The following is a 24042-nucleotide window of genomic DNA, read 5'->3' as shown; positions in this document are numbered from 1 at the left end:
CCTAACGGCAGGTGGAGGCTTGGCGCATCTGGGGCCAAAAGGCAATGCGATGCGGTGCACAAAATGAACCTGCCGCAGGAAGGCCTTAATTGAGCAGCGGACCGATCCGGTCGCCGAAGAGGCCGACCACACCGATGAAAATCAGGTACAGCGCCACGATGAAATTCAGGAGCCGCGGCATGATCAGAATGAGTATGCCGGCAATCAGCGCAACCAGCGGTTGGATGACGATGAGGTTGAAGCTCATGGATATGTCTCCTCGCCGCCGAGAGCCGGCCGCGACATCGCGGCGATGGCGCAGATCAAGCCAGCCTCGGCGAACTGAGCCTTAACGTGGCCAAGGAGGTTTAAGTTTCGCTGGAGGGGGGCACTTCGCGCGCGCCATTGCCCGCAAATTGCGCTCCCTGCCACGCTTATCCCGCGATTTGCGAGAAATCCGCCACTGTGCGCGTCGCCGCGCGGATGGCATTGAGGAGCTTCAGCCGATTGGCCCGGACGGCGGGATCATCCGCATTGACCGTGACCTTGTCGAAGAAGGCATCGACGGGCGCGCGCAGCACGCTCAGCGCCTTCATGGCGCCCTCGAAGTCTTCCCCGCCCACGGCGGCCTTGGCTTCCATCTCGGCCACACGCAGCGCCTCGACCAGGGCCCGCTCCTCCTCCTCGCCGGCATTGAGGATGAGAGTGGCGTCCGGCGCCTCGTCATAGGCGCGGCCGTCCTTCTTCTCCTCGATGCGCAGGATATTGGCGGCGCGCTTGTAACCGGCGAGCAGGTTCTTGCCGTCCTCCGTGTCGAGGAAGCGCCCCAGCGCCTCGACGCGGCGGACGATCATCAGGAGGTCGTCCTGCGCGGCCCCGCCCTCGCCGAGCGCCAGCACCGCGTCGATCAGGTCATGCCGCGCGCCCTGGTCGCGCAGATAGACCTTCAGGCGGTCGTGGAAGAAGGAGAGGAGGTCGCGGCTGACGATGAACGCAGGCGTGAGAACCGTGTGAGAGATGGATTGCTTCAACGGATCCGCGGCATGCCAATCGAATTCCGCGCCGTGCTGCAAAGCAACAAGAACGCGCTCCAGCCCGATATCCATGCCGAGGTCATCGACATGAACCGGGCCTTGCGCGGCTGCCCCATCATGCGGAATGTCTGGATGATCAGCCGCCACGTGCACGCCTATAACGTCACGCTTCGAGAGAAAATAGAGACCGTGGTGCGCCGTGCGGATGAACGTTGCGAGCGGGATCCGCCGCTCATTTTCCAGCACCAACCGGATCACACCGAGCGCGGCGCGGCGGAGCGCATAGGGGTCCTTGGAGCCGGTCGGCTTCTCGTCGATGGCCCAGAAGCCGACGAGCGTGTCGAGCTTGTCGGCGAGCGCCACGGCCACGCTGACCGGATCGGTCGGCACGCGGTCGGACGGGCCTTGCGGCTTGTAGTGATCCTCGATCGCCGCGGCGACGGCGGTGTCCTCGCCCTGCGCCTCGGCGTAGTAGCGGCCCATCAGGCCTTGCAGCTCGGGGAATTCGCCGACCATTTCGGTGACGAGATCGGCCTTGGCGAGCCGCGCGGCGCGCTCGGCCGTGTCCGCGTCCGCACCGACGACAGGCGCCAGTTCGCGCGCCAGCGCCGCGATGCGCGCGATGCGCTCGCCCTGGGTGCCGAGCTTCTCGTGGAAGATGATGCCGAGGTCTTCCAGCTTCTTCAGCCGCTGGTCGAGCGGCTTAACGCCCGAGTCCGCGTAATCCGGCAACGGCCTCTTGTCGGTCTCCCAAAAGAACTTGGCGTCCGACAGGCGGGCGCGCACGACGCGGGCATTGCCGGCGGCGATCGCCGCGCCGCCATCCTTCGCCTCGATATTGGCTGTTATGATGAACCGGTTCGCGAGCTTGCCCGTCTTGGCATCGCGCAGCACGAAGCATTTCTGGTTGGCGCGGATCGTGGCGCGGATCACCTCCGGCGGAATGTCGAGGAAGGCTTCCTCGAAGGTGCCGACCAGGACGACCGGCCATTCGACGAGACCGGCGACTTCCTCCAGCAGCCCCTCGTCCTCGACCACCTCGAGGCCCAGAGCAAAGGCCATGGTCTTGGCGTCGTTCAGGATACGGCGCTTGCGCTCGTCCGTGTCGAGCACCACCTTGGCGCGCTCCAGCGCGGCCACATAGTCCTCGAAGCGGCGCACGAGGATCGGGTTCGGCCCGGCCAGGAAGCGATGTCCGCGCGTCACGTCGGACGAGACGATGCCGTCGACCTCGAGGCGCACGACATCAGGCGTTTCCGTTTCCGGCCCGAAGGTGGCCAGAATGGATTGCAGCGGGCGTACCCAGCGCAGCGAGCCGGCCTCGGCAGACGCCGCACCCCAGCGCATGGATTTCGGCCAGGGGAAATTGCGAATGATGCCGGGCAGGATCTCGGCCAGCACCTCGGGGGTTTCCTTGCCCGGCCGCTCGGTGACGGCGACGTAGAATTCGCCCTTCTTGCCGTCGCTGACGACCTTGGCCTCGTCGATCGAGGCAAGGCCCGCGCTCTTCAGGAAGCCCTGAATGGCTTGATCCGGCGCGCCGACGCGCGGCCCCTTCTTCTCCTCGCGCAGGTCCGGCTGGCGGGGCGGCAGGCCGATGATGCTGAGCGCCAGCCGCCGCGGGGTCGCGAACCCTTGCGCGCCCTCATAGACGAGGCCCCGCTCGACCAAGGCGTCGGTGACGCGCTTCTTGAGGTCCTCCGCCGCCTTGCGCTGCATACGCGCGGGGATTTCTTCGGAAAGGAGTTCAAGGAGAAAATCGGGCATGGGGACCTGAGGCTCGGGAACCTGCGCTCTGTTCGCGCTCAGCGTTTACCACGCTTGATCCCTTTGGCAACTCACACGGGCGGTCTTGATCAGGTTTTCGCCCTGGCCGCCTTATCGGCCGCTGCGTGAATGGTATCGAGCACACCCGCGATATCTTGGAACACCTCGGCATTCCAGAAACGCAGGATGCGATAGCCGCGCGCTTCAAGAAAGCGGCTGCGCGTCTCGTCCCGCAAGCGATGATTGTCCTCGCCGTGCTGGCTGCCGTCGAGTTCGATCACCAGCCTCAGGCCATGCGAGGCGAAATCCGCGATATAGGGCCCGATGCCGACCTGCCTGCGGAAATGCGTACCGATGAGCGGCAGCCTGCGGCGCAGATGCCACCACAATTCCTTTTCCGCCTCGGTCTGGTTGTGCCGCAACGCGCGCGCCCGCGCGGCTCGACTTCGCCCCATCCATGACCCATCCCCCAATGGGCTTCCCCCCACCCCTTACCCCTCCCCGCAAGGGGGAGGGGCGAGGCAGCGTTGGAGATCATAGGCTCAAGCATGGCGTGTCGGGAAGCGTCGGGAAGACTAAGCCACTATCGAAAAAGCGCGACGCGGATCGCGCCCCTCCCCCTTGCGGGGAGGGGTAAGGGGTGGGGGCATCCCGCTTCAGGCCGCCCCGCCGCCTTCCGTCTTGAGCCAGGCCGCGCCGCAGGCCTTGGCGAGTTCGCGCACGCGCAGGATATAGCTCTGGCGCTCGGTGACGGAGATCACGCCGCGCGCGTCGAGCAGGTTGAACACGTGGCTCGCCTTGATGCATTGGTCATAGGCCGGCAGGGCGAGCTTGTGGCGCTGATCATTGGCGCCCGCCTCTGGCTCGCCGAAGTCAAGGAGGCGTTTGCATTCGGCCTCAGCGTCCCGGAAATGCCGGAAGAGAAGTTCCGTATCGGCATATTCGAAATTATGCCGCGAGTATTCCTGTTCGGCCTGCAGGAAAACATCCCCATAGGTGACCTTCTCCGCGCCGGTGCGGCCGTTGAAATTGAGATCGTAGACGTTCTCGACGCCTTGCACATACATGGCGAGGCGCTCGAGGCCATAGGTCAGCTCACCGGCCACCGGCGCGCATTCGAAACCCGCCACTTGCTGGAAGTAGGTGAACTGCGACACTTCCATGCCGTCGCACCAGCATTCCCAGCCCAGCCCCCAGGCGCCGAGCGTCGGGCTCTCCCAGTCGTCCTCCACGAAGCGGATATCGTGGAGCGCCTGGTCGACGCCGATCGCCTCGAGCGAAGCGAGGTAGAGTTCCTGCAGGTTCGGCGGGTTAGGCTTCAGGATGACCTGGAACTGATAGTAGTGCTGCAGGCGGTTGGGGTTCTCGCCATAGCGGCCATCCTTTGGGCGGCGCGAGGGCTGCACATAGGCAGCTTTCCACGGCTTCGGCCCGAGCGCGCGCAGCGTCGTCGCCGGATGGAAGGTGCCGGCGCCGACCTCCATGTCGTAGGGCTGCAGCACGGCGCAGCCCTGGGCGGCCCAGAACTGCTGCAGCGTCAGGATGAGCCCCTGGAAGGAGCGCGTCGGGTTCATGAAGTCGGGCGCGTTCATCGCCGAGCCTTGCACGCTTTGAGAAAGGAACGCTTCGGGGAAGCCGGCGCACCCTAGCCAGGGGCTTGGCCAAGTCAACTCCCCATCCCTCAACTCCCCATCGGACAACTCCCCATCGGCCAGCTCGCCATCGCGGTCCGCCACCCCTACCCCTCCCGCGAGGGAGTGCATGTGCCACGCCGTGATGTCTTGGAAAGCGCGGTGGGCATGCCAATGGTTGCCAAAACAACCGGGCGGAACAGGCTAGCCCCTGCCCTGCCCCTCGCACGGCGGGTATGCAGCCGAATACGCGAGCTCTGCCATCGAACGCCTGTTTGCTGGCGATAAGCGCAATCCCGGCAAAGGCGCGGAACAACCATCGGCATACGTCCATTCAGGACACACGCAGAGATTGCACCCGGCGGGTCTAGCCCTCGCAGGGTGCGGCGGCGCTTGTATGCGTGGGATATTGCAATGACCAAGACCTTGTTCTGTGCCTTGTTTATGGGAGCCGGCATCGCTGTCGCGGGAAGCACCCCGGCCTCCGCCGCACCGCTCGCGCCATCAGGCGTCTGGTTGGACCGCCCGGAGGTCGCGACCGTCCAGTTCAGACCTGGCGACCGCAGGGGACCGGCGCGGCATCGGCTTCACCCCGGGCCCATGCCACGACCCATGCCGCGACCCATGGTGATCCTGCCGAGAGAACGCGAACGGACCATTCATCGGACGGTCCAGATCCGTCCGGTGCGTCCGCACCGCGCGCCGCTCTGCCGCTGCCGCTGAGCGCTCACCCCTCCCTGAAGGAATATTCCCCATGAAAGACATTGCTCATATTGGCCGAGATATTGCGCTTGCCGCCCGGTTGTGCGGCGCCGCCGCACTGGTCGCCCTCGTCCTTCCCTTTGCGCAGGCCGTAGCCGCGCCTGGCCAATCGGCTTCAAGGGGCCCCACCCTCGCGCAGTTTGACGGACGCGGCTTCGACACGCGTCAGGACAGCCGCGATCGCTTCGAAAGGCGAAATATCCGTGACCGAGATTTCAACGGCCGTGAACAGCCGAACCGTTTCGATTATCCTCGGCGGGGTGATCGCCGGGACACGCGAGCTCGCGACTTCAACGGGCGCGAGGAGCCGACCCGCTTCGATGATCCTCGGCGGGGTGATCGCCTCGACCGGCGGGAGCGAACACGGCCGCTCATCACGATCACGCCGCCGAATCTGATGCCTTTCGGCCGCGATCGCGGCCCGAGCGACCGCTGATCACAGGGTCAGCAACGCATCCCCGCGGTTCACCGCCTCCATCTCGGCGGTGAATCCGCCCCCCGGGGCATGCAGTACGATGCCGGGCCGCAGGCTGAGCGGCGCACGGCTGCCCTTGATTCCCGCCACGAGCAGGCGCACGGCCGGCTCGCCGTCGCGCGGATGCACCGGCATGAGTGACACCGCGCCAAAACGTCCCGCGAGAGCAGACAAGACCAGGGCGACAGCGTCGGCGCGATGAATCATCACGAGCCGTCCGCGTGGCTTCAAGAGATCGGCGGCTGTGCGCACCCAACGGTCCAGGAGATTGTCGTCCATCGCATGGGCGCGGCTGCGGACCGCGTCGGGCGAGGTCCGGAAACGGCCCGGCGCGTAGAATGGCGGGTTGCTCACCACAAGATCCGCCATGTTTGAAACAAGTCCGGCGGCGTGACGGGCCCTCGCCGGCGCGAGCACATCCGCTTCAATCACGCGGACCCTGGCGTCAAGCGCGTTGGCAGCCCCATTGTGCCTGGCGAGGGCCGCAAGCCCCGTCTCGCTTTCCACGAGGACCACGCGGGCCAGGGGTGAACGCGCCGCGATCGCAAGGCCGATTGTGCCGACGCCAGCGCCAAGGTCCACCACAGTGCCGTCACGTGGGTCGCCGGCCGCCGCTGCCAACAGCACTGCATCGGTACCGGCGCGATGTCCCTTGCGTGGCTGCGTCAGAGTGAGGCGCCCGCCGAAGAAGGCATCCACGCTCAGCGTCTTGTCGACCGAAGCGTCCGAGCCAATCGGCGCGATCGGCTTCCTCCCCGCCTCAATCGACACGCAATTCACCGCCGAAGCCAGCCTCGCGCAACAAGCGCCGAGCCTCCTCTGCCTGGTCGGTGGCGACGAGCAGGCGGCGCTGCAAGGCTCCGACCGATCCTTCCAGGACACTCATATAACCGTCGGCGACGAAAACATGGATGCCGGCTTCCCTGAGGAAAGCCTCGACGGCTCCGAGAAGAACGATGTCGTTGGTCCGGATGAGCTCGATCATCGCACCCTTGTGGCATGTCCGCGCGGCGCTGTCGTCAGCCAATTCCTATACGTCCGAGTCCGCAATCCTCAGAAAATCCGCGCTTTTGGAGGCACCGGCGGGGTTGTGGCAAAGCGCATGGTTGCGGCAAACGTCGGCGGCGTGCATGGTCGGCGGCGCCGGTTGCGTTTTCCGCCGGCACTCAAGCGTAGTGTGTGGAGGGCCGAATCGTGGGCGTCGTCGTCCCCTTCGAGGAAAAGTCGGGTGAGCGTGGCAGCATCGATGGGCTAATCCATCTCGTCGCTGGCCGCATGGACCGTGTGAACAGCCTCATCCTGTCGCGTACGGGATCGGATGTCACGATGATCCCGGAGGTGGCAAACCACCTCATTTCATCCGGCGGCAAGCGCCTCAGACCTATGCTGACCCTCGCGACTGCCCTGCTGACCGGCTACAAGGGCGACGGCGACATCAAGCTGGCGGCCAGCGTGGAGTTCATGCACACCGCCACCCTCCTGCACGACGACGTCGTCGACGAGAGCGATATGCGCCGGGGCAAGCTCGCCGCCCGCATGCTGTGGGGGAACGAGGCGAGCGTGCTCGTCGGCGATTTTCTTCTCGGCCAAGCCTTCAAGATGATGGTGGAAGTCGGCTCGCTCGAGGCGCTCGGCGTCCTGGCCAATGCCGCGGCTGTCATTGCAGAGGGCGAGGTTTGGCAGCTCTCGGCCGCCAAGAACACCGCAACGACGGAGGATGATTATCTCGCCGTCGTGCGGGCAAAAACGGCCGCACTCTTCGCGGCGGCAGCGGAAGTCGGCCCGATCATCGCGGATCGTCCGAAAGCCGAGCGCGCCGCCTGCCGCAGCTACGGCACCAATCTTGGCATCGCCTTCCAGCTCGTCGACGACGCACTCGACTATGGCGGAACCTCGGACGCACTCGGGAAGAACGTCGGCGACGATTTCCGCGAGGGCAAGATTACTCTGCCCGTCGTGCTCTCCTTCCGGCGGGGCACCAACGATGAGCGCGAGTTCTGGCGACGCACGCTTGAACAGGGTGAGGTCAACGAGAGCGACCTCGATACGGCCATCACCATCATGCGTCGTCACAGGGCTCTGGAGGACACGATTGAGCGCGCCCGCCACTATGGCGCGATGGCGCGCGACGCGCTCGAGCTTTTCCAGGACAGTCCCATGCGCCGGGCGCTGCTCGACACCGTGGACTTCTGCATCGCCCGGGCCCACTGATCCCCCATGCTCAGTAACCCACAATCCCACGGCTTGTGGGAGACTACGGCGCCCGCGGCGCCGGCTACATCCGTCGCGCAAGGCGCCTTCGAGGCAAATGTCGTCGTCATCGGAGCGGGCTTCACAGGCCTTTCCTGCGCTCTCCGCCTCGCCCGCGGGGGCGCCAAGGTCGTCGTTCTGGAGGAGCATGAGATCGGCTTCGGCGGTTCGGGCCGAAACGTCGGGTTGGTCAATGCGGGCATGTGGGTCATGCCCTCCGCTCTGCCCGCAGCCCTCGGCGCGGACTATGGCGAACGCCTGCTGACCCTGCTGGGCGATGCGCCTCGGCTCGTCTATGCGATGATCGAAAGCAACGCCATAGATTGCGAGCTGGTGAAGGCGGGCACGCTCCATTGTGCCGTCGGCAAGAAGGGCCTGGAGGAAATCCAGGAGCGCGCGGACCAATGGCAGGCGCGCGGCGCCCCGGTGACGATGCTGGGCGCGGAGGAGACCGCGCGCCATGTGGGCTCAACCGCCTATGCGGGTGCCCTGCTGGATCGTCGCGCTGGAACGATCCAGCCCCTCGCCTACGTCCGCGGCCTCGCCGACGCCGCGATCAAGGCGGGCGCCAAGATCTATACGGCAAGCCCCGTCACCAGCACCGAGCGCGCGGGTCCCCGCTGGACCATCCGCACGCCGCAGTCGTCGATCCGCGCCGACTGGATTGTCGTGGCGACGAACGCCTATACTCATGGGCCGTGGCCCGCCATCCGCCACGAGCTCGTCCACCTGCCTTATTTCAACATGGCGACCGAGCCGCTGAGTGAAGAGCTGCAGCGGAGCATTTTGCCAGAACGCCAGGGCGCCTGGGACACGCGGCCGATCCTGAGCTCGTTCCGCTTCGATCGCGCCGGGCGTCTCGTGTTTGGCAGCGTTGGCGCTTTGCGCGGAACCGGCCGTGCGGTGCACGAGGCCTGGGCTCGGCGCTCCCTTGGCAAGCTGTTTCCACAACTCAAGGGAATCAACTTCGAGAGCCTGTGGTACGGGCAGATCGGCATGACCGCCGACAACCTGCCCCGCTTCCACAAGCTCGCAGAGAATGTGATCAGCTTCAGCGGATATAACGGCCGCGGAATAGCCCCCGGCACGGTCTTCGGCTATGTGCTCGCGGAGCACATAGCCGGCGGCATCGCCGAGGCGGACCTGCCCCTGCCGGTCACCGAGCCCGCGGCCCAACCGCTGCGCCAGGCCAAGGAAATTTTTTACGAGATGGGCGCGCAGGCGGCCCATCTCGTGGATGGCTATCTCTAACGTCCATCGCAACTGAGGGATGGCCGCGAGGGTGTGGTTCTCCTCACCCTTATCCTCCCTACGGAGGCGGCGCGCGTATGGCGCCGCCACAAACTTCCACGATGCAGTGTCGCTCGTCCACAATGCTCGACCTGGCAGCCCTCCCCCTCGTTGCGGGAGGAATAGGGGCGGTGGAGCGGAAGCCCAAAGGGAAACTACCGGAACACCGTTGCCTTCACCCACCAGCCGGGTTCGGCCGCGGCGATAGCTTGGCGCGCCGCAGCCGCGGCGTGGCAGTCATCGAACAGGCCGAAAACCGTGGCGCCGGAGCCGGACATCCGGGTGAGCCAGCAGCCGCGCTGGGCGCGGAGCTGATTCATGACAACATCGATGATCGGAGCCACGACCCGCGCCGGTGGCTCGAGATCGTTGCGAGCGGCGAGCAGGGCCGCCCCGAGTTCGGCGCGCGCGTTTGTCGCCCCGCATGTCGCCGCGGCGAGATCGGGATGCGTCGCGCCGCAACGCAGTTCCCCGGGCTTGAGGCCGAGGCCGCGAAACACGGACGCCGTCTCGACCGCGACACCCGGATTGACCATGACCGCAAACAACGGCGGCAGGGCGAGCGGCGGCCCGAGATCCTCTCCTGCCCCGCTCATCATCCGCGCCTCGCTGCCGAGGCAGACCGGCACATCGGCACCCGTGGCACGGGCGGCCGCCATCAGGCGATCGTCCGACAACTGAAGCCCATTGTGCGTCGCGATCAGCCTCAGCGCCGCCGCCGCGTCGGCGGAGCCGCCCCCAATGCCGGAGGCGATCGGTAGCCGCTTGGCAAGGTGAAAACGGCCGAGGACAAGCCCGGGAACCCGTTCGGCGAGCGCGCGGGCGGCCTTCAGCACCAGATTGTCCGCGCCGTTGCCGATGCCGGCGGCGCGCGGACCACTCAGGCTAAGAGCGAGTTCGTCCTCCGGCGTGAACGAGAGGTGATCGCCCACACCGGCGAAGACCACGAGGCTTTCCAGTGCGTGATAGCCGTCCGCGCGGCGGCCGGTCACATGCAAGGTCAGGTTGATCTTGGCCGGCGCGCGCGTTTCCAGCCGGCCATTCCCGCGGCTGATCTCGCCACGCGCTGCCATCACAGAGACCGCGACGCCGGAACGGCGGCGTCAGCCGCCGTTCTTGTCCGTCTTCGGCGCCTCGGCGGCAGCCGGTTTTTCATCGTCCGGCAGCCCATTCTCAATCTTCTTCAGGATCTTCGTGAGATCCTCGGGTTCGGGATTGAGATCCCGGGCGTGGTTCCACTGGAACTTCGCCTCGAGCCGCCGGCCCACCTTCCAATAGGCGTCGCCGAGATGGTCATTGATGGTGGGATCCGCAGGCCTCAGGTCGATCGCCTTCTCGAGCTCGCGGACTGCGTCGTCATAGCGCCCGAGGCGGTAATAGGCCCAGCCGAGACTATCGACGATATAGCCGTCGCGCGGGCGCAGCTCCACCGCACGCTTCAGCATCTGGAAGGCCTCGTCGATGTTGATGCCCTGATCCACCCAGGAATAAGCCAGATAGTTCAGGATGAGCGCACGATCCCGCCCGATTGATTCGGGAGCGAGCTGCAAAGCTTTCTTGAAATCGGCTTCCGCCTTGGGCCACTGCTTCGAGCGCTCGTAACCAATGCCGCGAGAATAGAAGAGCGGCCAGTTTCCAGTCTCCGGCGTGCCTATCTGCTCGATTGCCTTGGAGTAGACCTCCGCCGACTCAGCGAAGCGCTTGCGCTTCTGCAGAATGCTGCCGAGAGCCGCCAGCCCTTCCACATCGGTCGGATTACGCTCCACGTCCGCCTTCAGATAAGCGATGGCCTCATCGGTCTTATCGAGGGCGTCGAGGGACAGAGCGACCTGCACCTCGCCGTGGGGCTTCAGAGGCGAATCAGCAGGCAAGGACTTGTAGACCTCGATGGCCTGCTCATACTGCTTCAGTCGTTCCAGGATGTCGCCGAGCGTGATCTTTGCGAGATCGTGATTCGGGTCGAGGAAAAGGGCGAGCCGCAGATAGATCATCGCGGCGACTTCATCACCCTGGCTATTGCCCGCCGCACCCAGGCCATAGAGCACTTCCGCGGCGCCTTGCTGCGGCGTCACCACCAGCGGCTTCAGCGCCTTGCCAGCGTTGAGGTCCTTGAGGGCTGCGCGCACCACCGGATGGCGCGGCATCAGCTTCTCGAAAGCTTCATAGGCGGCAACGGCGTTGTCCTTGCGGCCCTGGCCAGCTTCCAGCCGCCCGTAGGCATCGACAACCCGCAGTGTCGTGCGCTCCGCATTGTAGGAAGCCGACAGCCGGCTCTCGGCTTCCTTCGGATTGCCGCGCATGGCGGCGATCAGGCCGGCGTGATAGTCGCGGAACACATTGTAGGAGCTTTCGCCCTTCAGGCGGTCGACAGTCTCGAGTGCCCGCTTCAGGTTGCCGGAACCCGCCCAGGCCCAGGCCGAGAGGAGCGTTGCCGTAATGTCATTGGCATAACCACGGCCGCCGCGCATGAGTTCGCGCCGCGCGGTCGTATATTGCTTGGCCTCGAGCGCCTTCACGCCCAATGCCAGCCGGGCCAACCCATTGTTCGGCTCACGCTTCACGATCTGCTGAGCAGCGCGAAAGGCCTCCGGCATGTCTCCATCGGCCAGGAACGCGACGAAGGCACGCTCGACGAGTTCCGCATTGCGCGGATCATCCCGCAGGGCTTCGCGGAAATACACGGCAGCCGCACCGGTATCCCGCGCTGACCCCGCGACGATCGCGGCGAGAAAATTGCCCTCCAGGCTTTGCGCCTCGGGAAACTCGATCGCGACAACCGGTTTCTCGGCTGACCGGGCGGCCGATACCGGCAGCGGCACGGCCACCGCACTCGCGACAAGAAGGGAAGCAATGACAGCAAGGCGCCGACGCGCCGACGATCTGATCACGTGACTTTTCCGAAATCGGACGCCCAATGGGCTCGGGACTCTATGACGCGAGCAGCATGACGATTTTGGCGGGTGGGGGCAAGGCGCCGTGCTGTCGCTCCCGTCCCTTTTGTCATCACATGTTGGGGTAATTAGGGCCACCGCCGCCTTCGGGCGGAACCCAGGTGATATTCTGCGCCGGGTCCTTGATGTCGCAGGTTTTGCAGTGCACGCAGTTCTGCGCGTTGATCACGAAGCGCGGGTCTTTGCGGTTCGCTTCGTCATCATAGACCACTTCGTAAACGCCTGCCGGACAATAGAGCCGCGCGGGCTCGCCATAGAGCGGCAGGTTGGAGTTTACGGGGATGCCGGGGTCGGCCAGCTTGAGATGGACCGGCTGGTCTTCCGCATGGTTGGTGTTAGACAGGAACACCGATGACAGCTTGTCGAACGAGACGACCCCGTCCGGCCGCGGATAGGTAATCGGCTTGACCTGGTCGATCGGCTTCAGGGTGGCATAGTCGGGCTTGCCATGCTTCAGCGTGCCGAAGGCCGAGAAGCCGAAGAGCTCGTTCGTCCACATGTCGACGCCGCCGAGCGCCACGCCCATCATCGTACCGAAGCGCGACCATAGCGGCTTGACGTTGCGCACGAGCTTGAGATCACGCCCGATAGCCGATGTGCGCCAGCCGTTCTCGTATCCGGCGAGCTCATCCCCACCACGACCATCCGCCAGCGCGGCGAAAGCCTCGTCGGCGGCCTGGATGCCGGACAGCACGGCGTTATGGCTGCCCTTGATACGCGGAACATTGACGAAGCCCGCGGCGCAGCCTATGAGCGCGCCGCCCTTGAAGGTGAGCTTCGGCACGGATTGCCAGCCCCCCTCGGTGATGGCACGTGAGCCATAGGCGATCCGCTTGCCGCCCTCGAACACCTCACGAATGAAGGGATGTGTCTTGAACCGCTGGAATTCATCGAAGGGCGACAGTGTCGGGTTCTGGTAGTTGAGATGCACCACGAAGCCGACCGTCACGAAATGATCGTCGAAATGGTAGAGGAAGGAGCCGCCGCCAGTGCTGTTGTCGAGCGGCCAGCCAAAGGAATGCTGTACGAGGCCGGGCTGGAAGCGCTCCGGCTTCACCTGCCACAATTCCTTCAAGCCGATGCCGAACTTCTGCGGATCGCGACCCTCATCGAGGCCGAAGCGCTTCAGGAGCTGCTTGGTGAGACTTCCGCGCGCACCCTCCGCGAACAGCGTGTAACGGCCCCTGAGTTCCATGCCCCTGGTATAGTCGGCCTTCGGCTCACCATCGCGGCCGACCCCCATGTCGCCGGTGGCAATACCGGTGACCTCGCCGTTTTCCCCGTACAGGATCTCGGTCGCGGCGAACCCGGGATAGATCTCGACGCCGAGCGCTTCCGCCTGGGCAGCCAAATAACGCGCGACATTGCCGAGCGAGCCGACGAAATTACCGTGATTGTTCATCAGCCGCGGCATGGCGAAATTCGGCAGCCGCACGCCACCGGCCGGACCGAGATAATAGAATTTGTCGGCCGTCACCTCAGTGGTCAGCGGCCGCTCCGGATCCTCTCGCCAACCGGGCAGGAGCTTGTCGAGACCAATAGGGTCGATCACGGCGCCGGACAGGATATGGGCGCCGACCTCGGAGCCTTTTTCCACGACGACGACGGAAACCTCATGGCCCTTTTCGGCCGCGAGCTGCTTCAAACGAATGGCTGCCGCCAGTCCCGCCGGGCCGGCGCCCACGATGACGACGTCGTAGTCCATTCCCTCGCGCTCGGGCAGCTCCATGCGTCCGTTCCTCGCTCTTCGTTGCGGATGTGGTTCGTCGACCCCATCCAGCCTGGTTCAGTTCAATCGAGATCCCGCATTGCCTCTCTAGCGGGCAGCTTTCGACGGAACAACAAATAACTTCAATCACTTGACGCATGACCTCATGAGCAAATCGGATAAAATCGGCTCATGTTGGCCCCGACAGGTGACGCCATTGCCTTCGCAACACGTCCCCACCCGAGAACTCGCATAGTTTCGAGTCTTTCAAAAGCATAGCGGGCGGGCTTCTCGCAAAGTGGCAGCCCGACCGCGCAAACTGCGACTGAATGCCTCATGCCGTGGATCTCGCGATGGGACCCTTCCTTGACGAAGCCAATCTGCGGCGATCGCTTCTTGGCCGGCGGCGGACACCGACGTATCATCAGGCATGACCTTCGATACTTACGATGCCCGGGCGCTCGAGGCGTTGCTCGACTTTTATGTCGAAGCCGGCATCGACTTCGCGCTCGACGAGGAGCCGCACGACCGGTTTGCAGATACGGCGGCGGAGGCGGCCGCGCGCACGGAACAGCGCGCCCGCAGGGTCGAGGACGATCGCCCGCCGGCGCCCGAGCGTGCCGTCGTATCACGAGCACCGGCGGAACCACCCAGGGGTGCCGCTGTATCGGCGTTTCCGCAGGGTGCGGAAACAGCCGACGAAGCGGCCCTATCAGCCCGGAGCGCAGCCCGGGGCGCGCGCACCATTGACGAACTGCGTGACCGACTGGCCGCCTTCGAGGCCTGCGCGCTCAAGCGCACGGCAAAATCTCTCGTTTTTGCGGACGGCAATCCCTCGGCGCGTGTCATGCTGGTCGGCGAAGCGCCCGGCCGCGAGGAAGACCTCCAGGGCCTGCCCTTTGTCGGTCGGTCCGGCCAGCTTCTGGACCGCATGCTCGCGGCCATCGGGCTCGATCGGCAAAGCGTCTATATCGCCAATATCGTGCCCTGGCGGCCACCGGGAAACCGCACGCCGACGCCTCAGGAAGCCGCCATCTGCCGGCCGTTTATCGAGCGGCAGATCGAGCTCTGCGATCCCGATATATTGGTTTGCCTCGGGGGTCCGTCGGCACAGGCGCTCCTCGCAATCAAGGAGGGTATCCTGCGCAGCCGCGGCAAATGGGTCGAATACCACACCGGCACCCGCGCGATCCGCGCGCTTGCCACCTTGCACCCCGCCTATCTGCTGCGCCAGCCTCTGCAGAAGAAGCTCGCGTGGCGCGATTTCCGCGCCCTGCGCAGCACGCTCGATTCACTGCAAGCGTCGCAGGCTTAACCGGCCGAGCTTGGCCGGACGAGCTTGGCCGAGGGCGCCGATGAGAGGCGATCAAGCGGTGTGTCGTTGCAAGCCGACTGGCAACCGCTGCATCCTCGAGGCAGCGGCATAGCCCTGCTCAATCGCGCTGCGCGGCACGATCATGCCGCTCGCCAGGTAGCGCCGTCGCTTGGCCCCGCTCATCAGGCCCTTGGCCAGCCTCCATATTCCTCCGGTCTCGCTGTCGAACAGCGCGGAACCATCACTACCCGCGGAACGGATGAAACGATCTGCTGCCGGGATCCAGTTAGGCCCCGGCACGTCGCCAGCGGTCAGCAGCAGGAACCAGGGCCCGCGCGCAGCGTCAGCACCGGCCAGCCACGCGCTACCCCTTGAAGCACCGCCGTCACGCCAAGTCGCATAAGCGGTGCCCGCAGCCTCTGCGAGGTCTCGTACCTGCGGATCACTACCGCCATCGACGATCACGGCATCGCGAAGAACGCCCTCAGCGACGGCGGGAACGAGCGCTGCAAGCGTAAACGCGAGCGCCTCGACGTCGCCCTCCGCGCGAATCACCGCCGAAATCATTCCGACGACCTGAGGATACGGGGCACGCTGCCGAACGAGCTCGCGAAACGCACACGGCTCAGCTTGCAATGTTCGCTATTTGTTCTCATACTGGGGATTATAGATTGAAGTCATAGAGGGATCATCATGGCTCAGCGAGCCTTGATCAAGGGCCTTTCATCGACTGCCAGCGCGCGTGTCCAATCGCCGCTGCCCGAGGAACTAGCGGCGCGGGCGAAGCGACCCTCACGCAAGCCTCGTGTGATGCCGCGCGAACCCTCGCAGGAGGAGTTGGAACGCCGGGACCCGGCGTTCAGCGCCCTGCCCGGCCAGCACGACCAAGCCATCGAGCGCGAGCGCCGTCGCGGACGCGGCGCGGTGACAAATCCCGCAGCGCGTTACGAGCCCATTCAGCGCGAGGATGTCGACGACGGCTGGGGCACGATCGACGAACTGCCGCCCTTCAAGACCGAGGTGGGCATTGAAAAGGCACGGCGAATCATCACGCGCAACAATTCGCCCGACATCTCGTTCGACCGTTCGATCAACCCTTATCGGGGTTGCGAGCACGGCTGTGTCTACTGCTTCGCGCGACCGACGCATGCCTATATGGGCTTGTCACCCGGCCTCGATTTCGAATCGAAGCTCTTCGCAAAGCCGGAAGCAGCGACCCTCCTGAAGCGGGAGCTGGCAGCGACAGGCTACCAGCCCCAGACGCTGGCGATCGGCACCAATACCGATCCCTACCAGCCGATCGAACGGCAATACGGCATCATGCGGAGCGTCCTCGAGGTGCTGGCCGAGACGAATCATCCCGTCGGCATCGTCACGAAATCAGCCCTCGTCACACGCGATATCGACATCCTCGCGCCAATGGCGGCGAAGGGGCTCGCCAAGGTCGCCATCTCGGTGACGACCCTCGATTCAAAACTCGCCCGTAGCATGGAGCCCCGCGCCGCTACGCCATCGAAGCGCCTCGAGACGATCGAACGCCTGGCTGCCGCCGGGATACCGGTCACAGTTCTCGTCGCGCCCATCATTCCCGCCATCAACGAGGCGGAAATCGAGGCCATCCTGGAGCGCACCCACGCGGCCGGGGCCCGTGAGGCCGGCTATGTACTGTTGCGCCTGCCCCTTGAAATCAAGGATATCGTCAGCGACTGGCTTATCGCCAATCATCCCGGGAAAGCGCGCCATGTATTGTCGCTCGTAAGGTCCACGCGCAACGGCAAGGAATATGACGCGCGCTGGGGCGATCGCATGGTCGGCAGCGGACCCTACGCCTGGATGATCGGTCGACGCTTCGAGGTCGCGGCGTCGAAGATCGGTTTCAACAAGCAGCGCAGGCGGCTGCGGACCGATCTGTTCACGCCGCCGAAAGCGGCGACGGAGCAACTCAGTCTGTTCTGATCGAGGGCCGCTAAAATGCGCGGAGGACATGATGACATCGCCGAAACAGCTCGCCCCGAAGGTAAGCCTGATTACGCTGGGGGTCAGTGATATCGCGCGCAGCACAAGCTTCTATCAGCGGCTGGGCTGGCGCCGGTCGGAAGAAGCGAGCACGGACGATGTGAGCTTCTTCGCGCTCGATAATCTGGTCCTCGCTGTCTGGTCGCGCGAGCGGTTGGCGGAAGATGCAGGCCTTGCACCGACGCCACCGGGTTTCGGCGGTTTCGCGCTCGCCCAGAATCTCGCGAGCGAGAAGGACGTGGACCTAGCCGTCGACAACGCCGTCGCGGCAGGTGGCCTCCTTCTGAAGAAACCGGCGAAGACGTTCTGGGGCGGCTATTCCGGCTATTTCGCCGATCCCGATGGCCATCCCTGGGAGGTCGCCTACAATCCCTATTTTCCGCTGGATGAGCGGGGGCTCGTTGCGTTGCCGGCCTGAGGGCAGCTCGCTTCGCGGCGATCTACGCCAAGCCTCCGTTTGGCCCGGTCCGTGTGGCTCCGCTTGGCTTGGGACTGATCGGGACTGTTCAGCCTTGCGGCTCGCCTTTATGGGCGGCCGTTTTCCTTGCCACTCCGCTCAGCGGCATTTTTGCTCAGCAGTTCGGGGATTTTATGCTTGAGACTTAGGGCGTAGCGCGCACCATGGCGGCATGAAACGTCCCCGTCGCTCCGATTCGTCCGCTGTTCAACCCGTGACCCCCGACAGCATCACCCTGCCGCTCGTCATGCCGGACGGACCGACCTATGATCGCGAATCGCGCTTGCGGACCCGGGGGCTGTGGCCTGTGGCCGGGGTCGATGAGGTGGGTCGCGGGCCGCTGGCGGGGCCCGTGGTGGTCGCAGCCGTCATTCTCGACCCCGACCATATTCCCGACGGCTTGGCCGATTCGAAGATATTGGATGCCGCGGAACGCGAGCGCCTGCACGACATCATCGTCACAACGAGCCACGTCGGCATCGCCAGCGTCTCAGCAAGCGGCATCGACGTGATGAATATTCGCCAGGCGACGCTCAGCGCCATGTCTCGCGCGCTAGCCGCGCTCCCGGTAGCGCCCATGGTGGCGCTGGTCGACGGCATTGATCGCCCACCTGCTCCCTGTGAGGTCGAGGCTGTCGTCAAAGGCGACGCCAATGTCGTGTCGATCGCCGCCGCGGCGATTGTCGCCAAGGTCACGCGCGATCGCATGATGAAGCGGCTATGCGGCCGCTATCCGGCCTATGGTTTCTCCCGCCATAAAGGCTACGCGACGGCAGAGCATCGCGCCGCCATCGCGACCCACGGTCCCTGCCCGTTCCACCGGATGAGCTTCGCACCGCTCAAGCCTTCCTCCGATGCGGAGACCGAGGCCTTATCTCTCGCCGCACTGGCCGTTTAGCGCCGTCCAACGTCAAGCCTGGGGCGTCCCGCGAGAAAATGCCCGGACCAAGAGAATGCCCCCGGGCGAAGTCCGGAGGCGCAAGATCCAGTGCTACGAGCCGTGCGCGGCCCTTCGGACAACGAAGGCCGACGCCTCAGAGCTGGGCGAGCAGCGCCTCTGCACCGGAAGTCTCGGCCTTGCTAGCCGTTTCCTCGACATTGAGCTGCTCGACGACACCGTCGTTCACGACCATCGAGTAGCGCTGGGAGCGGGTGCCGAGACCGAAGCCCTTGCCATCAAAGGCGAGCCCGATAGCGGTCGCGAATTCCGCGCTGCCATCCGACAAGAATTCGATAGTGCCTTCGGCGCCCGTCGCCTTCGCCCAGGCGCCCATCACGAAGACGTCGTTCACGCCGGTGACAAGAATGGCGTCGATGCCCTTCGCCTTGATCTCTGAAGCCTTGGCCAGAAAGCCCGGCAGATGATTGTTGTTGCAGGTGGGCGTGAAGGCGCCCGGCACGGCAAACAGCACGACTCGCCGTCCCTTGAAAAGATCATCCGTGGACTTGGCCGCCGGACCATCCGACGTGGGGATGCGGAAGGTCACCTGGGGTAGCGGATCGCCGACTTTGATGGCCATGTCTTGGAACTCCTGAGGATGATGCCCTGGTGGGCCGTAAGAAAGCGGCCCCATGCACAACGCGGGACCCAGCACGCGAGCTGCGCTGGATCATCAGTTAACGCGCAATGGCGCTGACGTCGAGGTCGGAGACCACCTCGATGGACCGGCCTGCGGCGACAAGGGTCAGCAGCAATGGAATCTTCGTCGCGGAGATGTGTTTCGGCTTGTCGCTCAATGGCACCCTGAAGCGGACCTCGTCGCCCTCCAGCGCCTCGCGCTCTGGCCTCCCGAAGAGCCAACCCTCCGGCCCCTCCACGAAGAGGTTGCCCTCCACGGCACCACCGTCCTGATGCGGAAGACGCGCCTTGACGACCAAGGCCTTTACAGGGCCTTCGACGACCGTGATCGAGATGCCGTCGACCGCCTCGCCAAGGCCCACTCTGCGTGGAATGTTCCCCGCGAAGGGGTCCGCCAGAGGCAGTGACACGGCCTCGCCGGCCGCAGGAAGGCGAAGGCTCACCTCCGCCTTCGCCGGAATGCAGATCTCCTTGCACACGGCATAGTCGAGATTGAGCTTCAGGACGAGCGGCTTGTCCTTGTCCTGCGCCACCACCGAAACGGGAAAGCGGGCGCGGCCGCCATAGCCGATCGCATAACCGCTGCCGTCGAAGAACCATTTCGGAGCCGGCCACTTGATCGTCACGGAACCCAGATTCTCGGATTTCGACCAATCGAAGGTCGGTGGGACCCCCGAATCGCCCGGAGTCCGCCAGTACGTTTTGTAGCCGGGCTGGAGCGCGATATCGATGATGACCTCGCGATTGGGACTATCAGGAGGGACAGCCACGGGAGCGAGCTGGACGGTGGAATGGGCAGGCGCGGCCTTTGTTGCCGGGCGCCAGCCGGCATCCTGCGCCAGAGCATTTGCCGAAAGCCCTATCCAGACGATCGAGGCAGACGCCAGAGGGGCAAACCTGCTCATATGCCGTTCACAATCCTTTGCATGCACCCGCCACTTTCGCCGAGATCTCCCGGCTTCGCATGGTCCAAGCCACGCCTTCGAACGCGATCTCCACGCCTGGAGAGATGGGCAACGCGGTATCGCCGGATTTTCTAAAGGCGGGATTCTCAATATACGAGCCAATTCTGCGTGAAGGCCTGCAACCTAGCCCGTGCGAAAAGCGTTGAAAACCGTACCTATGATCGTAGCATAGGCGAAAAAGGACCTCTTGATGCGATCTGTGCAGCCAACGAACGACGACATGGGCGGCTTTCTCGACGGGCAGCTGCTCATCGCCATGCCCGGAATGAGCGACGAGCGTTTCGCGCGGAGCGTCATCTATGTCTGCGCTCATTCAGAAGAGGGCGCCATGGGTATCATCGTGAACCGCCCCGCTCCCGACTTGAGCTTTCCCGATGTCCTGGTGCAACTCGACATCATCCCCCCCGAAGATGTGATCCGGCTGCCGACGCGAGCAGAACACATCCAGGTTTTGCGTGGCGGACCGGTGGAGACCGGACGCGGTTTTGTGCTGCATTCCGATGACTTCTTCATCGACAATTCGACTTTGTCGATCGACGATGGAATCTGCCTAACGGCAACAGTCGACATTTTGAAGGCAATCGCCCGCGGAGAAGGGCCCTCGAGCGCCATGCTCGCGCTCGGCTATTCCGGCTGGTCTCCCGGTCAGCTCGAAAGCGAGATTCAGGCCAATGGCTGGCTGAACGGTCCGGCCGACCTCGATCTGCTCTTCGGGGCATCCATCGAGAGCCGTTACGACCTCGCCCTGCGCAATCTCGGCATCGAACCAGGTATGCTATCGGGCCAGGCCGGCCACGCTTGAAGGCCACCGCCCATGATCTCGGGGCAGCCTCGGATTGGGCGTGAGATCCGAAGAAGGCGCACTTTCTGACGAACACTGGATTAGTGCACTGAAATGCGCCGCCTGCGGCTTGTCTCAGGCGGCCTCGGGCGCCGCTCCCACGAGGCGGCGCGCATCATGGGCCGTCATCGGCTCACCGAAGGCAAAGCCCTGGGCATATTCGCAACCGAGCTGGGCCAGTTCGACCGCGTCGGATTCATTCTCCGCGCCCTCCGCAACCACTTCCATACCAAGATCATGGGCTAACGAAATGATCGCGCGCAGGATCACGGGCCGCGTGCCATTGCCGAGCTGGCGAACGAACGATTGGTCGATCTTGATGGTGTCGAAGGGAAAGCGCTGAAGATAGGACAGCGCGGAATAGCCGGTTCCGAAATCGTCGAGCGAGAGCCCTGCCCCGAGATCGCGGATGCGCGACATCATCTGAGCGGCGTATTCCGGGTTCTCCATGACGAGGCTCTCGGTGAGCTCGAGCTTGAGCGATCCGGGCTCGACCGGAGTTCGGGCAAGCACCGTCTTGACGTCATGCAGGAGGTCGTGCCGGAGCAACTGGCGGCTCGATATGTTGACGCTGGCGAAGATCGGCGGATGCACTTCCAGGGCGCGCTGCCAGACGGAGAGTTCGCGCGCCGTGCGCTCCAGCGCGAAGGCGCCGAGCTCTGCGATCAGCCCGCTTTCTTCCGCAATGGGAATAAAGTCGTGGGGCATCAGCCGCCCTTGGCGCGGGTGATCCCAGCGCAGAAGGGTCTCGAAGCCGGCGATCGTTCGATCCTCCAGCCGGACGATCGGCTGGAAATAGACCTTCATCTCACCGCGCTCGAGCGCCCGGCGTAGGTCACTCTCTATGGCCAGCTTGTCCGTGCCCTGCCCGCGCATCCCCGGCCGGAACACCTCGATCCGGTCGCCGCCCTGACGCTTGGCGTGGATCATCGCGATCTCGGCGTTGCGCAGCATTTCCTCGCCCTTCACATCATCCTGCGAGTCGTGCAGGGCGATGCCGATGGAAGCCGTCAGGAAGATTTCGCGTTCGGCGAAGGTGACAGGCGTCGTCACCGCACGCCGGATCATGTCGGCAAAGGCGATGATGCGGTCGGACTCACGTTCCGACACCAGGATCACGGCAAGCTCATCGCCTGAGATGCGCGCAAGACTGTCCTGGGGCCTCAGGAGCCGTCCGAGGCGGCGCGACAGCGTCAAGAGGATCGCATCCCCCGCCGAAAGGCCGACGGACTCGTTCACCGCCTTGAAGCGGTCGATGTCGACGACGATGACGGTGGGACGGATCATGCCGCCACGGCGGCTCAGCACGAGCGCGCTGTCGAGCCGATCGTGGAACAGTTCACGGTTCGGCAGGCCCGTGAGATTGTCGTGCACCGCGTCGTGGAGCAACCGCTCCTCGGCGTTTCGATGCTCAGTGACATCGCTCAGCGTGCCAACGACGCGGATGACCTCGTTATCGCTCCCGACTACCGGCCGGGCCTTCAGATTGAACCAGTAGTACTGCCCGTTAGCGGCCCGCAGCCGGAAATCGAGCGCGATACGACCGCGTTTCTGCTCCAGCACGGCATCCAGCGTCGCCCGGTAACGGTCCGCGTCGAAGGGGTGGATGATATCGAGCCAGGCCGAGGCGGGTCCTTCAAGACTGCCGCGGCGTAGCGAGAGAAGCTGCTCGACCTCATTGCTCACGAAGATGCGGTCGGCGGAGACGTCCCAATCAAAGACAATGTCACCGGATCCAGCAATCGCCAGCGCCTTTCGCTCGCTATCGCTGACAAGGCCCTGTGCGAGCGCGCCGCCGGCGAAGGCATGCTGCATGACCGTGAAGCCGATAAGCAGGACGATGAGAACGAGACCGCCGATGAGCGCCGGCGGCACGAGATCCCGCGACAGCTCACCTAAAACCGTGAAGCTGGTGGCCGCCACCCAGACGAGGAGCAGGAGCCACGCCGGTATCAGCATGACCGCACGGTCATAGCCGTGGCTCGCGAGATGAACGACGAGCGCAAAGCCAACGGCGGCGATGGCGGCGATCGATATGCGGGCGACACCGGCGGCGATGGGCGCATCGAAGACAGCAAGTCCGACGAGTGCACCAAGGAACAGCAGCCAGAACAAGGTGACGTGGCTGTAGCGGACGTGCCAGCGACTGAGGTTGAGATAGGCGAAAAGAAAGACCAGGAGCGTCGCGGCAAGCACCGCCTCAGCGGCCGCGCGATAGATGCGCTCCGTGGCTGCGGCGATTGGAAAGATCTGCTGAAAAAAGCCGAAATCGATACAGGCATACGCGAGCACTGCCCAGGCGAGCGCCGCGGCGGCCGGGAAGATCACTGCGCCCTTCACAACGAAGACGACGGTCAGAAAGAGCGCGAGAAGACCGGCAATGCCGATGATGATGCCCTTGTAGAGGGTGAGCCCGTTGACCTTGTGCTTGTAGGCCTCCGGTTCCCAGAGATAGAGCTGCGGCAGGTTGGACGTGTTGAGCTCGGCGACGAAGGTGACGGTGGTGCCGGGATCGAGCGTGACCGTGAAGATATCTGCGTCCGGGCTGTCTTCCCGCTCCGGCCGGATGCCCTGGCTTGCCGTGATGGCGGCGATGCGGGAAGAGCCTAGGTCCGGCCAGACGACGCCCGAACCAACGAGGCGGTAGTGCGGCGCCACCAGCAGCCTGTCGATCTGCTCATCAGTGTCGTTGGTGAGCGCGAAAACGATCCAGTCCGGTCGCGTGCCGCCTTCCCGCGCCTTCACCGCGATGCGACGCACGATGCCGTCGGGCCCCGGCGCCGTTGAAATCTGGATGAGGTCGCCCTCGGACTTGTAGTGCTCGACTACCGGGGTCAGATCGACCGCCGCAGCGTCGAGGGTCACCCTGACGGCCTCCACCGCGCTGGCGGGCGATGCCGCCAGAGCGAGCCACAGGCCGCAGACAACGAGGGTGAGAACGCGGATCACACGCAACGCAGAACTCTCATGCGGATAGGCGCCCGGCTCATGGTTCACTCGTACCCGTGCAGCCAAGCCTACG

22 protein-coding genes are annotated in these 24042 nt (G+C 64.6%); 9 read left to right on the top strand and 13 right to left on the bottom strand.

From position 1 onward, the window contains the following. Positions 1 to 85: 85 nt before the first annotated feature. The 4 genes from KIO76_RS13630 to KIO76_RS13615 form a co-directional block, all read right to left on the bottom strand. The gene (locus KIO76_RS13630) at positions 86 to 247 is read right to left on the bottom strand and encodes a DUF3096 domain-containing protein (protein ID WP_213323769.1); all 162 of its coding nucleotides are present in this window, start codon (positions 245 to 247) and stop codon (positions 86 to 88) included. 166 nt (positions 248 to 413) lie between these two features. Further along, complete coding sequence (gene glyS / locus KIO76_RS13625) at positions 414 to 2780, bottom strand: glycine--tRNA ligase subunit beta (RefSeq protein WP_213323768.1); 2367 nt, start codon at positions 2778 to 2780, stop codon at positions 414 to 416. 89 nt (positions 2781 to 2869) lie between these two features. Continuing rightward, positions 2870 to 3235, bottom strand: coding sequence for an endonuclease domain-containing protein (locus tag KIO76_RS13620; RefSeq protein WP_213323767.1), 366 nt, complete (start codon positions 3233 to 3235; stop codon positions 2870 to 2872). Positions 3236 to 3436: 201 nt separating this feature from the next. After that, the gene (locus tag KIO76_RS13615; RefSeq protein WP_213325258.1) at positions 3437 to 4354 is read right to left on the bottom strand and encodes a glycine--tRNA ligase subunit alpha; all 918 of its coding nucleotides are present in this window, start codon (positions 4352 to 4354) and stop codon (positions 3437 to 3439) included. 471 nt (positions 4355 to 4825) lie between these two features. On the opposite strand from KIO76_RS13615, the gene KIO76_RS13610 reads away from it, so the two are divergent. Continuing rightward, positions 4826 to 5134, top strand: coding sequence for a hypothetical protein (locus KIO76_RS13610; RefSeq protein ID WP_213323766.1), 309 nt, complete (start codon positions 4826 to 4828; stop codon positions 5132 to 5134). Positions 5135 to 5165: 31 nt separating this feature from the next. Beyond that, positions 5166 to 5609, top strand: coding sequence for a hypothetical protein (locus KIO76_RS13605; RefSeq protein ID WP_213323765.1), 444 nt, complete (start codon positions 5166 to 5168; stop codon positions 5607 to 5609). Here KIO76_RS13605 and KIO76_RS13600 read toward each other — a convergent pair whose 3' ends face one another. Beyond that, positions 5610 to 6419 carry a tRNA1(Val) (adenine(37)-N6)-methyltransferase gene (locus KIO76_RS13600; RefSeq protein ID WP_349629383.1) on the bottom strand — a complete coding sequence of 270 codons (810 nt, stop codon included), beginning with the start codon at positions 6417 to 6419 and terminating at the stop codon, positions 5610 to 5612. After that, positions 6409 to 6633, bottom strand: a complete 225-nt coding sequence (locus KIO76_RS13595; RefSeq protein ID WP_213325256.1) for a putative signal transducing protein — start codon at positions 6631 to 6633, stop codon at positions 6409 to 6411. Before KIO76_RS13595 ends, KIO76_RS13600 begins: the two co-directional genes overlap by 11 nt. 209 nt (positions 6634 to 6842) lie before the next feature. On the opposite strand from KIO76_RS13595, the gene KIO76_RS13590 reads away from it, so the two are divergent. Next, positions 6843 to 7859 carry a polyprenyl synthetase family protein gene (locus KIO76_RS13590; protein ID WP_213323764.1) on the top strand — a complete coding sequence of 339 codons (1017 nt, stop codon included), beginning with the start codon at positions 6843 to 6845 and terminating at the stop codon, positions 7857 to 7859. A gap of 6 nt (positions 7860 to 7865) precedes the next feature. Next, positions 7866 to 9149 (top strand): NAD(P)/FAD-dependent oxidoreductase, encoded by a 1284-nt coding sequence (locus tag KIO76_RS13585; protein WP_213323763.1) that lies wholly within the window; start codon positions 7866 to 7868, stop codon positions 9147 to 9149. A gap of 194 nt (positions 9150 to 9343) precedes the next feature. Here the strand turns inward: KIO76_RS13585 and KIO76_RS13580 are convergent, their stop codons facing one another. The 3 genes from KIO76_RS13580 to KIO76_RS13570 all read right to left on the bottom strand — a co-directional run bounded on the left by KIO76_RS13580 (position 9344) and on the right by KIO76_RS13570 (position 13868). After that, on the bottom strand, positions 9344 to 10261 hold the full coding sequence (locus tag KIO76_RS13580; protein WP_213323762.1) for a 4-(cytidine 5'-diphospho)-2-C-methyl-D-erythritol kinase: 918 nt from the start codon (positions 10259 to 10261) through the stop codon (positions 9344 to 9346). Positions 10262 to 10291: 30 nt separating this feature from the next. Then, complete coding sequence (locus KIO76_RS13575) at positions 10292 to 12076, bottom strand: tetratricopeptide repeat protein (protein ID WP_291977123.1); 1785 nt, start codon at positions 12074 to 12076, stop codon at positions 10292 to 10294. A 115-nt stretch (positions 12077 to 12191) separates the two neighbouring features. Next, the gene (locus KIO76_RS13570) at positions 12192 to 13868 is read right to left on the bottom strand and encodes an electron transfer flavoprotein-ubiquinone oxidoreductase (protein ID WP_249729597.1); all 1677 of its coding nucleotides are present in this window, start codon (positions 13866 to 13868) and stop codon (positions 12192 to 12194) included. A gap of 409 nt (positions 13869 to 14277) precedes the next feature. On the opposite strand from KIO76_RS13570, the gene KIO76_RS13565 reads away from it, so the two are divergent. Continuing rightward, positions 14278 to 15162, top strand: coding sequence for a uracil-DNA glycosylase (locus tag KIO76_RS13565; RefSeq protein ID WP_213323761.1), 885 nt, complete (start codon positions 14278 to 14280; stop codon positions 15160 to 15162). A 51-nt stretch (positions 15163 to 15213) separates the two neighbouring features. On the opposite strand, the gene KIO76_RS13560 is transcribed toward KIO76_RS13565, so the two are convergent. Continuing rightward, entirely contained in the window at positions 15214 to 15729 is a 516-nt protein-coding gene (locus KIO76_RS13560) for a glycosyltransferase family protein (protein WP_213323760.1), read from the bottom strand. 243 nt (positions 15730 to 15972) lie between these two features. On the opposite strand from KIO76_RS13560, the gene KIO76_RS13555 reads away from it, so the two are divergent. The 3 genes from KIO76_RS13555 (at position 15973) to rnhB (ending at position 18533) form a co-directional block, all read left to right on the top strand. Continuing rightward, entirely contained in the window at positions 15973 to 17118 is a 1146-nt protein-coding gene (locus tag KIO76_RS13555; protein ID WP_213325253.1) for a PA0069 family radical SAM protein, read from the top strand. A gap of 31 nt (positions 17119 to 17149) precedes the next feature. Further along, positions 17150 to 17596 carry a VOC family protein gene (locus KIO76_RS13550; protein ID WP_213323759.1) on the top strand — a complete coding sequence of 149 codons (447 nt, stop codon included), beginning with the start codon at positions 17150 to 17152 and terminating at the stop codon, positions 17594 to 17596. A gap of 211 nt (positions 17597 to 17807) precedes the next feature. Then, positions 17808 to 18533 (top strand): ribonuclease HII, encoded by a 726-nt coding sequence (rnhB, locus tag KIO76_RS13545; RefSeq protein ID WP_213323758.1) that lies wholly within the window; start codon positions 17808 to 17810, stop codon positions 18531 to 18533. Between the two features lie 136 nt (positions 18534 to 18669). On the opposite strand, the gene KIO76_RS13540 is transcribed toward rnhB, so the two are convergent. Further along, positions 18670 to 19155, bottom strand: coding sequence for a peroxiredoxin (locus KIO76_RS13540; protein WP_213323757.1), 486 nt, complete (start codon positions 19153 to 19155; stop codon positions 18670 to 18672). Positions 19156 to 19252: 97 nt separating this feature from the next. Beyond that, a complete protein-coding gene (locus KIO76_RS13535) occupies positions 19253 to 20119 on the bottom strand; it encodes a protein-disulfide reductase DsbD domain-containing protein (protein WP_213323756.1) in 867 nt (288 codons plus the stop codon). Positions 20120 to 20369: 250 nt separating this feature from the next. Between KIO76_RS13535 and KIO76_RS13530 the strand changes: the two genes are divergently transcribed. After that, positions 20370 to 20981, top strand: a complete 612-nt coding sequence (locus tag KIO76_RS13530; protein ID WP_213323755.1) for a YqgE/AlgH family protein — start codon at positions 20370 to 20372, stop codon at positions 20979 to 20981. 114 nt (positions 20982 to 21095) lie between these two features. Here KIO76_RS13530 and KIO76_RS13525 read toward each other — a convergent pair whose 3' ends face one another. Continuing rightward, on the bottom strand, positions 21096 to 23966 hold the full coding sequence (locus KIO76_RS13525; RefSeq protein ID WP_502761886.1) for an EAL domain-containing protein: 2871 nt from the start codon (positions 23964 to 23966) through the stop codon (positions 21096 to 21098). Positions 23967 to 24042 lie beyond the last annotated feature (76 nt).

It is taken from the genome of Chelatococcus sp. YT9 (assembly GCF_018398315.1).
Lineage (GTDB): Bacteria > Pseudomonadota > Alphaproteobacteria > Rhizobiales > Beijerinckiaceae > Chelatococcus.
This window is presented reverse-complemented; position numbering and strand designations above follow the sequence as displayed.